The sequence below is a fragment of the Leeuwenhoekiella blandensis MED217 genome (genome assembly GCF_000152985.1).
Classification (GTDB): domain Bacteria; phylum Bacteroidota; class Bacteroidia; order Flavobacteriales; family Flavobacteriaceae; genus Leeuwenhoekiella; species Leeuwenhoekiella blandensis.
Map to the genome: position 1 here is coordinate 3,420,115 of NZ_CH672395.1, position 12,213 is coordinate 3,432,327.

Below are 12,213 nucleotides of genomic sequence, written 5' to 3' on the forward strand. Positions count from 1 at the left end.
TTTTATCTTTAACGCTTTCTGAAAGACACAAAATCCATGACTATAAAAGAGGTTACTCAGGCGATTGAAGAATTTGCACCACTGGCATACGCCGAAGATTTTGACAATGTAGGACTACTACTAGGCGATCAAAACACCAAGCTTACCGGAGTGCTCGTCACACTCGATACACTGGAAAAAACCGTAGATGAGGCCATCTCAAAAAATTGCAATCTTATTGTGAGTTTTCATCCTATAATCTTTGGCGGACTTAAAAAAATAACCGGTAAAAATTATGTGGAACGTGTGGTACTCAAAGCCATTAAAAACGAAATTGCCATTTATGCCATTCATACCGCGCTAGACAATATGCCACACGGTGTAAGCAAAGGCATGTGTGATGCTTTAGGTCTTAAAAACCGCAGTGTATTAATTCCTAAATCTGGAGTCATCAAAAAACTCACCACGTATGTTCCTAAAAACGAAGTGATCTCGGTTCGCGAGGCCCTCTTTGCCGCCGGCGCAGGCAACATAGGCAATTATGAGCAATGCAGTTTCAGTACAAAAGGCAAAGGTACTTTTAAAGGAAATGAGCAAAGCAATCCTACGGTAGGCAAAGCCGGAGAATTACAAATAGAAAAAGAAGTTCAACTGAATGTAACCTTTGAAGCGCGGCTGCAATCAAGCATCCTCAAAACATTGTTTAACGCGCATTCTTATGAGGAAGTAGCCTACGAGATCACTACCTTAGACAACACCAATCAAAACATTGGTATGGGAATGCTTGGCGAACTAGAAACACCACAAGATGAACGTAGCTTTTTAGAAAATGTAAAAAAAGTCTTTGATGCACAAGGCATTCGCCATTCGGCTTTAAGAGACAAACCTGTACAAAAAGTAGCCGTTTTAGGTGGAAGCGGAAGCTTTGCCATAGGAGCCGCAATGGCTTCGGGAGCAGATGCATTGATCACTGCAGATTTGAAATATCATCAGTTTTATCAAGCTGAAGGTCAACTTATTTTAGCAGATATAGGACATTATGAGAGTGAGCAATTCACAAAAAATATTCTGACTGACTATCTTACGAAAAAATTTACTAATTTTGCAGTCGTTTTATCAGACGAAAACACCAATCCTATTAAGTATTTATAATATGGCAAAAAAGACCGAAGCAACTGTTGAAGAAAAACTCAGAGCATTATATGATCTGCAGTTGATACACGCTCGCGTTGACACCATTCGCAATGTGCGTGGTGAGCTTCCTTTAGAAGTAGAAGACCTTGAAGATGAAGTTGCAGGATTAAATACCCGACTTGACAAATTAGGTGGTGAGTTAAGCTTGATCGATGATCAGATTAAAGCGAAAAAAATCCTTATTGAAGACGCTAAAGCAGCTATCAAGAAATATTCTGAGCAGCAAAAAAATGTGCGTAACAATAGAGAGTACAACTCACTTAGCAAAGAGATTGAATTTCAAGAATTAGAAATTCAACTTGCTGAAAAGAATATTAGAGAATTTCGTGCTCAAATCGAGCAGAAAAACGAAGTGATCAACACTACAAAAGAACGTCTTGAGGAGCGCCAAAAGCACCTTAAACACAAGAAAGACGAGCTTGATGAAATCTTAGCAGAAACTGAAAAAGAGGAGCAAGCGCTTCTTGAAAAAGGAGAAGCTTATGAGGAGCAAATCGATGAGCGTCTGGTAAAAGCTTACAAGCGTATTCGCTCTAATGTGCGTAATGGTCTTGCAGTAGTAGCAATCGAGCGTGGAGCTTCAGGAGGATCCTTCTTTACGATACCACCGCAGGTACAAGTAGAGATCGCCGGTCGCAAAAAAATCATTACCGATGAGCACAGTGGTCGTATTCTTGTTGACGAAGAACTAGCTAAAGAAGAAGCAGAAAAAATGGAAGCAATTTTCGCAAAATTGTAATCTTTTTCTAAGATATATTTGAAAAGCTCCGTTTTTACGGGGCTTTTTTTTATTGCTCCCATCAAAAGGGTATAATACCTGAAGACAGGGCTCCAGATACAAAGTTGTTATCAACAAATGCCTTCTAAGCCCGCTACTGTCAGCCGGAAAGACTCGTTTCAATATAGCTTACAGACCAGTTTAACAGCCTCTTAGGAGAGTCGCGTGGTTCTTCTCCTTAACTTTAAAAGAAAAACCACGCTATGCGATTCATTACCGGGCTATTATTGCTATTACTTTTCTTCTCGAATTGTAAAAATTCTGAGCCCTCTGACTATGAGCAAAAAATGGCGCAACTTGATCCTGTACAAACGAAACCCATAGATGGTTACCAACGCGCCTACTTTGCCAGCGGTTGTTTCTGGTGTGTAGAAGCTATTTTTGAAAGTATAAAAGGAGTCCAAGAAGCTGTAAGCGGTTACAGCGGTGGGTTTAAAGAAAATCCTACATACAAGCAAGTGAGTTATGGTAAAACCCAACACGCAGAAGCTGTTGAGGTGTTTTACAATCCAGAAATGGTAAGCTTCCGCAATTTAGTTCTTGCTTTTTTTGGTTCGCACGATCCTACCAGCCTCAACCGGCAAGGCCCTGACAAGGGCAAACAATACCGCTCTATTGTATTCTACCAAAATGAAAAAGAAAAGAAAATCATTGACAGTATCATAAAAGAACTTGATGAAACCGTTTATGACGGAGCTATTGTAACCCAGGTTTTACCCTTTCAAAAATTCTGGGAAGCCGAAGCCTACCATCAGGATTATGAGCGCAAGAATCCGAATGACCCTTACATTAGAGGCGTTTCTCTCCCACGACTTAATCGTTTCAAAAAGCAATTCCCTGAACTTTTAAAAGACAATGAACATCTATGAAAAGAATAGCCAACCTCGCTCTGATTCTATTTTCAATTTCAGCTTCGGCACAAGAAGATTTCGCAAAATATAAATGGCGTAATCGTATCGTTGTCCTCTCAACTCAAGATCTTACTTCAGAAAAATTCATTTCGCAATGGGAGCGCGTTAAAAGTTCGCCTAAAAAACTCGACGACCGAAACATTCTCTTATTTGCACTCGCAAAAGGACGCATCTATGATAAAGATCTCAAAGCACTTTCAGGATTTCACGTAAGCCCACTTAGAAAACGCTATGACATTCCTACCAATTTTGAAGGCTTTACCCTAATCGGAAAAGATGGTGGCGTCAAGATGCAGAAAAATGTTCCATTTGATGTTGTTGCCATTTTTGAAACCATAGACAACATGCCTATGCGCCAGAGAGAAATGCGTGAAAATCTAGATGATTGATTCACTAGTCGCGCTTTCAATTCCTATTTTATAAAACGTTTAACAAGCTTATTTGTTAGGCTTTACGAATCTTTAGGACAAAAATCTAGTATATAGCACGATTGACTTATCAATCGCTAAATTGAAAAAGAAAAATTATGAAAACTGATCAACCTTTATTACAATCATTTAAACTTGGAGCAACAACACTGAAGAATCGTGTGGTTATGGCTCCTATGACACGTAGTCGTGCAGACAATCCCGGCAATGTTCCTACAGAGATGCACGTCGAATATTATACCCAAAGAGCCAGTGCCGGATTGATCATTACTGAAGGATCACAAGTGTCTGAGCAAGCTGTAGGCTACATTCACACTCCCGGAATTCATACCGCTGAGCAAGTTGCAGGATGGAAAAAAGTTGTAGATGCAGTACATTCCGAAGGCGGTAAAATATTCATCCAGTTGTGGCACGTGGGCCGAATGTCACATCCTGATTTTCACAACGGAGAAAAACCATTGGCACCAAGTGCAGTAAACCCAAATGCAAAAGCATACACTCCAGAAGGCTTTAAAGAAACTGAAGAGCCCAGAGCAATGACGCTGGAGGAAATCAAACAAACTCAGGAAGATTTTGTAAACGCTGCAAAAAATGCTATAGAAGCAGGCTTTGACGGGGTCGAAATACACAGCTCTAATGGCTATTTATTTCATCAATTTTTTAATAAGAACGCAAATGTACGAACTGATGACTATGGCGGAAGCATAGAAAACAGAGTTCGTTTTTTCTTTGAAACTCTAGACAAGGTAAAAGAAGTACTTCCTGAAAATAAAATTGGAGTGCGCTTAAATCCATCGCTAAATGGAGTATTTGGAATCGAAGCTACCGAAGAAACCATCCCAACGTTTGATCATATCGTAGAACGTTTGAACAACTACGATTTAGCCTATTTACACTTATCTGAACCCTTTACAGATGTTAGCGATATTGACTATCTAGAAACTGAGATCGCAAAGCATTATCGTCCTAAATATCACGGTAACCTGATGATCAATGCAAACTTTGATCAAGAAAGCGGAAATAAAGTAATAGAAGAAGGAAATGCAGACTTGGTCGCTTTTGGAAAATTATTTATCTCGAATCCAGATCTGGTAGAACGTTTTGCAATGAATGCTCCTATGGCAGACTGGGATGAAGATACGTTCTACACCCAGGGAGAAAAAGGATATACCGATTATCCCACGTATAAAGCAGAACAGCAGGAAGCATAGACTTTTAAAATTTTGTTATTTTGTTTAATGTTAACAGCATTAAGATTAAACAAATCATATTTTTAGGGTGAGTTAATTCTTACCCTTTTTTTATGAGACATTATACAGCAGAGCAAATAGCAGAATTGCCTTCAAAATACCGTGCGCACTTTATAAACAGTTGTACGGGATTCAAGTCTGCTAATCTTTTAGGGAGTATTTCAGAAGACGGAATCACGAATGTTGCCATCTTTAGTTCGGTTACCCATTTGGGCAGCAACCCGCCCCTACTTGGCTTTATTTTACGCCCAACTACTGTAGATCGCAACACCTATGAAAATCTCAAAAAGACAGGAGTTTTTACGGTAAACCACGTAAATCAAAATTTCATAAAAGAAGCGCATAAAACTTCAGCAAAATATGATGGTACAGTTTCAGAGTTTGACAAAACCTTATTAAACGAAGAATACCTCGATGACTTTAAAGCGCCTTATGTGCAACAGAGCAGAATCAAATTAGGATGCACTTTTGAGAATGAATATTTTATCAAAGAAAATGATTGTCATTTTATAATTGGCAGAATCCAGCATATTTATGTAGATCGTGAAATTCAGGCAGAAGATGGCTGGCTCAATCTAGAACGTGCTCAAACGGTTTGTATCGACGGGCTAGACGGGTATGCACTTCCTCAAATCCTGAACCGTTTTACCTACGCACAACCTGACCAACCTGTAAATTCAATTAAGGACCTTGGCTCATAAAAAAGCAAACCTTCCGGAAAAAATTTGTGCCGTTTGTAAAAAGCCATTCACATGGCGCAAAAAGTGGGAGAAGAATTGGGATGATGTTAAATACTGCAGTGAACGCTGCAGAAGAACTAAAAACGTATGAATAATCTGGTTTGGTTTAGAAATGATTTACGCGTAAAAGACAACACGAGCCTATTCAAGGCTAGTAAAAATGCCAATCTACTTGCAGCTGTTTACTGTTTTGACCCCAGACAATTTCAAGAAGATCAATTCGGTTTTAAAAAGACCGAACGTTTTCGCGCACAATTTTTAATTGAAACGGTTACCGAGTTACGAGAACATCTCGCCGAGTTGAATATCCCCATATTTGTTTACAACGAGCAACCGGAAGACATTCTTCCGCAGTTGATAGAACGCTTACAAATAGATCAGCTCTTCTTTCAAGAAGAATGGACCTCTGAAGAACAGGAAGTCACTAGAAAGGTGAAAGAATCGTGTTCCGCATCGGTTAAATTTACCGAAAGTTATGATCAATTTCTCATTCATCCTGAAGACCTTCCATATAAATCCATTGAAGCAATTCCTAACGTATTTACGCAATGGCGCAAAAAATGCGAGAAAAACTTAAATATCAGAAAGGAAGTTTCGATTACTGAATTTCCGCAAACGAACTTTGAAGAAAATTCAACTTCGATTCCTACACTTCAGGATTTAAATCTAGAAAGTTTTACGCCAGATCATAGATCCGCATTTCCTTTTAAAGGTGGAGAACAACAAGCATTAAACCGAATTGAAGACTATTTCTGGCAGACCAGAAAACTCGCGGTTTATAAGAAAACACGTAACGGACTTACCGGAAAAAACTACAGCTCAAAACTTTCGGCCTGGCTGGCAAACGGAGGCATTTCAGCACGTACCATTTACTGGAAAATAAAAGCTTTTGAACAAGAGGAAACCAAAAATGAAAGTACTTATTGGCTCTTTTTTGAATTGATGTGGCGCGATTTCTTCAAATACATTTCCTTAAAATACGGTGATCAAATTTTTAAGATCGGTGGAATTCTGGAGAAAGACTACGATTGGAAAACCAACAAAGCCGCAAAAAAAGAATGGATCAATGGCCAGACAAAATATGATTTTGTAAATGCCAATATGAAAGAAATTGCTGCTACCGGCTGGATGAGCAACCGGGGCCGCCAGAATGTTGCGAGTTACTGGGCAAAAGAATTACAACAGGATTGGCGTATAGGCGCAGCCTATTTTGAGAGTATGTTGATCGATTATGATGTGCACAGCAATTACGGCAATTGGATGTACAACAGCGGCGTTGGCAATGATCCTCGAGATAGAAAATTCAATATTAAAAGTCAGGCAGAGCGCTATGATGGTGATGGGAAATTCCGCAGACTTTGGCTTCAGGAGTCGCTTTTTGATTAAAAAAATATGGCAAAAACACTACGATTACTTTTAGGAGATCAATTAAATCATAAGCACTCTTGGTTTGACCAGACCGATGAAGAGGTGCTTTATTTTATGGCAGAGATGCGGCAGGAAACCGACTATGTTACGCATCATATTCAAAAAGTGGTTGCCTTTTTTAGCGCAATGCGCAATTTTAGCCAGTGGCTTCAGGAACGCGGACACAGCGTGATCTATTATCAATTAGATCATCCTGACAACGAGCAAGATCTTACCCAAAACTTAGAAAAGCTTTTTAAAGCGCATCACATCGAACGCTTTGAATACCAACTTCCTGACGAATATCGACTCGACCAGCAACTCAAAGAATTCAGCGATTCCCTTGAGCTTGATTCTGATGCAGTAGACACAGAACACTTCCTCACTTCACGCACCGATCTGGAAACTTTTTTTAAAGGAAAGAAAACCTATACGATGGAATATTTCTACCGCGACATGCGCAAGAAATACGACATTATGATGGCAAATGCTAAAGATCCTGAAGGCGGAAAATGGAATTTTGATCAAAGCAATCGTAAGAAATGGAAAGGAGCGCCTGAAATTCCGCATGAGCGTGGTTTTAGAAAAGATGTTTCGGCACTATGTAAGATGATAGAAGAAGCCGGCGTCAAGACGATGGGGAGTATTGATGAGCAACAATTCAACTGGCCTACGAGTCGTGAAGACGGTTTAAGCGTGCTCAATTATTTCTGCTCCAACCTACTGAAACATTTTGGAGATTATCAAGATGCGATGGATCCTGATCAAATTTATCTTTTTCATAGCCGACTCAGCTTTGCGATGAATAGCAAACTCTTGCATCCACTTGAGGTGATAGAAAAAGTGATCGATCACTGGAGAGCAAACAAAGATGACATAGACATCAGCCAGGTTGAAGGTTTTGTACGACAGATTTTAGGTTGGCGTGAATATATGCGCGGAATTTACTGGATGAAAATGCCCGGTTACCGTCGCAGCAACAAACTAGACAATCAAAATGAGCTTCCTGATTTTTATTGGACGGCAGAAACAAAAATGAATTGCATGCACCATGCCATCAAGCAAAGCTTAGACCACGCATATGCACATCACATTCAGCGCCTGATGATCACAGGAAATTATGCGCTGCTCACCCAAACACACCCCGATGAAGTTGACGCTTGGTATCTGGGCATTTATATTGATGCCCTCGAGTGGGTAGAAATCACAAATACTCGGGGTATGAGTCAGTTTGCTGATGGCGGCATCGTCGCGACAAAACCCTATGTTTCCAGCGGAAGCTACATCAATAAAATGAGCAATTATTGCAGTTCATGTAAATACAGTGTAAGTAAAAAAACAGGTGATGACGCCTGCCCTTTTAATAGTTTATACTGGAATTTTCTTTTTGAAAAACGAGAACATTTCAAGAACAACCAACGCATGAACATGATGATGAGCATGCTCGACAAAAAAGATCCGGACGAATTAGAACAACTTGTTAAACGGGCGCAGGAAATCATAAAGAATCCACAAAAATTCTAGAACTGCCGTTAATTCACTGTTAACCAAAGACTCACTTCTGCAACAATCAATTAATTTCATATCACTAACCAATAAAAATTAGTTATGAGAGACATAATTTGGCTTATTGTAGTGATTTTAATTATAGGATGGCTTGTAGGCTATTTTGGCTTCGCCGAATCGGTAGGTAGTTTAATACATATTCTACTGGTACTCGCTGTAATTGCGATTCTTTACAAACTAGCAACAGGCAGACGCTTGTAAAACAACCAAAATTCTAACCTTTAAATTTTTAATTATGAAACGTATTTTTTTATTTCTATTTCTAGCCGGAGTTATGGGCACAACACTACAAAGTTGTCGTGAAGAATCTACCGGAGATAAAATTGAAGATGCAGCAGATGACATTGGTGACGCTGCAGAAGATGCTGTAGATTAAATCTATCGCATTTATAAGTTGAAAGCCGTACTAACTAGTACGGCTTTTTTTATGCATAAATCGAAGAGCGATTTAAAATTTATGCTCCATCCCTGCAGATAGCCTTAAATCTCTTTGTAGTTTTGCCGGCAAATTGAGATTAACCTATGTGGAATTTAGAAGGAAAAACAGCATTAATAACCGGAGGAACTAAAGGGATTGGCAGAGCTACCGTTCTTGCATTTGCACAACTTGGTGCTAAAGTCATCTTTACCGCACGCGATGGTGAAGCCGTTACCGCATTTCAGCAAGAATTGGGAGAACAAGGCTTTATCGCTTCGGGTATGCAAGCCGATGTAACTTCTGAAGATGATCAAGATCAATTAACAGATTTTGTTTTTCAGCGTAGCGGTTCTCTTGATATTTTAGTCAATAATGCAGGAATGAATATTCGCAAAGAAGCCATTCTTTTTGAACCTGAAGAATATCAGCAAATTATAGACACCAATCTTTTGGCTCCCTTTGAATTGACTCGAAAGTTTTTTGCACTTCTTAAACGCTCAGGAAAAGCTTCAGTCATTAATGTAGCTTCGGTTGCAGCTTCTCAGGATATTAAAAGCGGTGCACCTTATGCGATGGCCAAAGCCGGTCTTTTACAACAAACCCGAAGCCTTGCTTCAGAATGGGCCGATAAAAATATTCGTGTGAACGCCGTTTCTCCATGGTATACAGAAACTCCGTTAGTTAAACCGGTAATGGATCAAAAAGAGCGTTACGATAAAATTATTGAGCGCACTCCACTGAAGCGTTTTGCACAGCCTGAAGAAATGGCAAATACGATTGCCTTTCTTGCGATGGACCAATCTTCATACATCACTGGTCAAAATCTGGTGGTTGATGGCGGACTTAGCGCAAACGGACTTTAAACATCATTTATAGCCTTGGGCTTGTAGCTCAAACAGTTCGGCATAGAGTTTTGGGGTTTTCATCAGTTCGTCGTGCGTTCCTAACTCCAGGATTTTTCCATGTTTAAGAACCAGAATACGATCTGCCATACGCACTGTACTGAAACGATGGGATATGATTATGCTGGTTTTTCCTTTAGTCAGATCAATAAACCGTTCAAAAACCTCGTACTCTGCTTTAGCATCTAAAGCCGCAGTTGGTTCGTCTAGAATCATCACTTTAGCATCTGTCATATAAGCACGTGCCAAAGCTACTTTTTGCCATTGTCCGCCTGAAAGTTCCTGCCCTTTTTTAAAGCGTTTACCTAATTGGGTTTCTACACCTTCTTCAAGCGCATCGATCACTTCACTCGCCAAACTCAATTCTGCGGCCTGCCCAATGCGATGATTATCTGTAACTGCATCAATGGCCCCTACGGCTATATTTTCGCGCAGCGTAAACTCATACCTGAAAAAATCCTGAAAAATCACACCAAACATCTTCTGATAGTGTGCCTTATCGTATCGATTGATATTTACGCCATCCAGCAAGATCTCTCCTTGTGTAGGTTCATAAAAACGAAGCATCAACTTGATCAATGTGGTTTTACCCGCTCCATTCTCTCCTACAAAAGCCATTTTCTCTCCCGCTTTCAATTTGAAACTTACCCCTTTTAAAACCTCGTATTCACTTTCAGGATAACCAAAATGCACATTTACCAATTCAAAACCTTGGGTGATCGCTTGTGGTAACTCTAGAAATGATTTTTGAGCATCAGGAATTTCCAAATCGATAAAATCAAAGTAATCTTTAAGATATAACGCACGTTGAGTGATCTGGGTAAAATTGGTAAAAAAGGATTGCAAGCTGTTGCGCAAGCGATTAAAGGAGGCTGATAAAAAGGTCAATTCTCCTACGGTTATCTGCCCATCCAAAACACTTTTGATGATCACCAGATATGCAGCATAATAGCACACCACTCCCAGAATATTAAAAACGGCACTGTAAGCACTGCGCTTGATCGTAAGTTTCTTATTTATTTGATAATATTCCTCGCTGAGTTTTTTAAATCTACTTGCAATAAAATCGGTCAACCCAAAGAGTTTAATCTCTTTAGCTGTTTTATCATTAGCCCCAATATATCTCAGATAATCAAGCTCTCGCCGCTCGGCAGTCCAGCTGCGTGATAACGAATATTGCTGCCCGCTAAAACGAATTTCATTAATAAATAACGGAATGATACTAAGTGCCAGTAAGACGATCAACATCGGCTGAAAATAGACCAGCCCGGCGATAAGTGTACTTATAGAAATAAGGCTTTGTAACTGACTGAGTGATGTACTCATAAGTCCTACCCTGCCCTGAGTTTGCTGGCGTGCACGTTCAAGCTTATCGTAAAATTCAGAATCTTCAAGCTGCGCCATGTCGATCTTACTGGTTTTACGTATCATTTTTTCTGAAGAAATGATATTGTATTTATCACCCAGCAAACCATCTGAAATCGCGATTCCTCGATTGATGATGTCGGCAATAATGATGATGACAAATTCCAGCAGCACATAGTTCCAAAGCTGCTCATAATTTGCAGGTGATGCGTTAATTTGGGTAATGATCTCATCAATGATCAATTTTCCTACCCATAGAATCACCACCGGTGAGAATGCATTGATTATACGCCCCAGAAGATTAAGACCAAAGAGCAATTTACTTACCCGACTGATCTCTTTAAAAAATCGCGGAATGTAGCGCAGTGCCTGAAAGGAAGCACGCACGTTTGTTTTTTTGGTATCGGTAATGCTATCTAGTCTTCTCGCCATAGGACAAAGATAAAACGAAGTACGTATTACCGAAGAAAACAGTGGTGATTAAAGCGTGCAGTAGCAAGCATTACGTCCACCTTTGCCAATGCGGTACGTCAAGGTCAAACCTATATACGTGTACCAATCATTATTTATGAAGTTAGGCAGTTGATTTGGCTCCAATTGTTCCTCATCCGGATGGCTTCCATCTAAATTATCACTGAAATTGTATCGTGGAGCCAACTCTATACCGAGCATAAATTGGCTTCCAATGAAGGTTTTAAGCCCGGCACCAAAAGGAATAATCATACGGGTACGCGTGCCATATTTTACCGCTTGTACATCTTCAAACCCTGCAGACAACGGGTAATACAATTCGTCGCCGTAAATCGCGCCTATTCCGCCATAGACATAAAAATCAATTGGATTGTATGAGGATTTAAAAAATGAAAATGGCACATACTCTAATGCTGCGGTGAGTTCCAGATGGCTGTTATCAAAAGAATAGTAAAGCGAGTTATTTCTTCCGGTTCCTCGGTATCCGTCGTCTGCATCCCGATCATCATCGTACAAAGTCATGTAGGTTACACTTGCTCTGGCGCTTAAATTTTCATTAAAATTCATCTTGCCAATAATGCCTAAAAAAGCGCGGTTGGGTGCCACAAAGTTCTTTTTACCAATTTCGCCATAATAATTCACACCTCCGAGATACAAGCCAATGTCATAGCTTTTATCTTGGGCAAAAGTGGTAATTGATGTAATACACAGCGCAATACTAAGAGGAAGTAGGGATTTTAATCTCATAATAGGCTTTTAAAATGTTAGTAAGAACTCCTCATCGCGAGGACTTCATCTTAAAAA

14 protein-coding genes are annotated in these 12,213 nt (G+C 39.8%); 12 read left to right on the forward strand and 2 right to left on the reverse strand.

The genetic code is table 11. The features are described from left to right. Window positions 1-36: 36 nt before the first annotated feature. From MED217_RS14530 to MED217_RS14575, 12 genes are all read left to right on the forward strand, one after another. Window positions 37-1,131 (forward strand): Nif3-like dinuclear metal center hexameric protein, encoded by a 1,095-nt coding sequence (locus MED217_RS14530; protein WP_009781302.1) that lies wholly within the window; start codon window positions 37-39, stop codon window positions 1,129-1,131. A 1-nt stretch (window position 1,132) separates the two neighbouring features. Beyond that, window positions 1,133-1,912 (forward strand): zinc ribbon domain-containing protein, encoded by a 780-nt coding sequence (locus MED217_RS14535; RefSeq protein WP_009781303.1) that lies wholly within the window; start codon window positions 1,133-1,135, stop codon window positions 1,910-1,912. Between the two features lie 326 nt (window positions 1,913-2,238). Continuing rightward, complete coding sequence (msrA, locus tag MED217_RS14540) at window positions 2,239-2,820, forward strand: peptide-methionine (S)-S-oxide reductase MsrA (protein WP_009781304.1); 582 nt, start codon at window positions 2,239-2,241, stop codon at window positions 2,818-2,820. Then, window positions 2,817-3,251: a DUF4174 domain-containing protein gene (locus tag MED217_RS18635; RefSeq protein ID WP_009781305.1), complete on the forward strand. Its 435-nt coding sequence runs from the start codon at window positions 2,817-2,819 to the stop codon at window positions 3,249-3,251. Before msrA ends, MED217_RS18635 begins: the two co-directional genes overlap by 4 nt. Before the next feature lie 137 nt (window positions 3,252-3,388). After that, window positions 3,389-4,501, forward strand: a complete 1,113-nt coding sequence (locus MED217_RS14550; protein ID WP_009781306.1) for an alkene reductase — start codon at window positions 3,389-3,391, stop codon at window positions 4,499-4,501. Window positions 4,502-4,593: 92 nt separating this feature from the next. Continuing rightward, on the forward strand, window positions 4,594-5,241 hold the full coding sequence (locus MED217_RS14555) for a flavin reductase family protein (protein ID WP_009781307.1): 648 nt from the start codon (window positions 4,594-4,596) through the stop codon (window positions 5,239-5,241). Beyond that, window positions 5,231-5,371 carry a DUF2256 domain-containing protein gene (locus MED217_RS18845; RefSeq protein WP_009781308.1) on the forward strand — a complete coding sequence of 47 codons (141 nt, stop codon included), beginning with the start codon at window positions 5,231-5,233 and terminating at the stop codon, window positions 5,369-5,371. Before MED217_RS14555 ends, MED217_RS18845 begins: the two co-directional genes overlap by 11 nt. Then, a complete protein-coding gene (locus MED217_RS14560; protein WP_009781309.1) occupies window positions 5,368-6,666 on the forward strand; it encodes a DASH family cryptochrome in 1,299 nt (432 codons plus the stop codon). The genes MED217_RS18845 and MED217_RS14560 overlap by 4 nt, the downstream gene beginning before the upstream one ends. 6 nt (window positions 6,667-6,672) lie before the next feature. Further along, a complete protein-coding gene (locus MED217_RS14565) occupies window positions 6,673-8,211 on the forward strand; it encodes a cryptochrome/photolyase family protein (protein ID WP_009781310.1) in 1,539 nt (512 codons plus the stop codon). A gap of 84 nt (window positions 8,212-8,295) precedes the next feature. Further along, window positions 8,296-8,454: a lmo0937 family membrane protein gene (locus MED217_RS19050; RefSeq protein ID WP_040532911.1), complete on the forward strand. Its 159-nt coding sequence runs from the start codon at window positions 8,296-8,298 to the stop codon at window positions 8,452-8,454. 34 nt (window positions 8,455-8,488) lie between these two features. Next, window positions 8,489-8,629, forward strand: coding sequence for a hypothetical protein (locus MED217_RS19145; protein ID WP_009781312.1), 141 nt, complete (start codon window positions 8,489-8,491; stop codon window positions 8,627-8,629). Between the two features lie 146 nt (window positions 8,630-8,775). Further along, on the forward strand, window positions 8,776-9,534 hold the full coding sequence (locus tag MED217_RS14575; protein ID WP_009781313.1) for an SDR family oxidoreductase: 759 nt from the start codon (window positions 8,776-8,778) through the stop codon (window positions 9,532-9,534). 3 nt (window positions 9,535-9,537) lie between these two features. Here the strand turns inward: MED217_RS14575 and MED217_RS14580 are convergent, their stop codons facing one another. Together MED217_RS14580 and porG are read right to left on the reverse strand one after the other, a co-directional pair. Further along, the gene (locus MED217_RS14580) at window positions 9,538-11,370 is read right to left on the reverse strand and encodes an ABC transporter ATP-binding protein (protein ID WP_009781314.1); all 1,833 of its coding nucleotides are present in this window, start codon (window positions 11,368-11,370) and stop codon (window positions 9,538-9,540) included. Window positions 11,371-11,418: 48 nt separating this feature from the next. Next, the gene (gene porG, locus MED217_RS14585; RefSeq protein WP_009781315.1) at window positions 11,419-12,156 is read right to left on the reverse strand and encodes a type IX secretion system protein PorG; all 738 of its coding nucleotides are present in this window, start codon (window positions 12,154-12,156) and stop codon (window positions 11,419-11,421) included. Window positions 12,157-12,213: the final 57 nt, after the last annotated feature.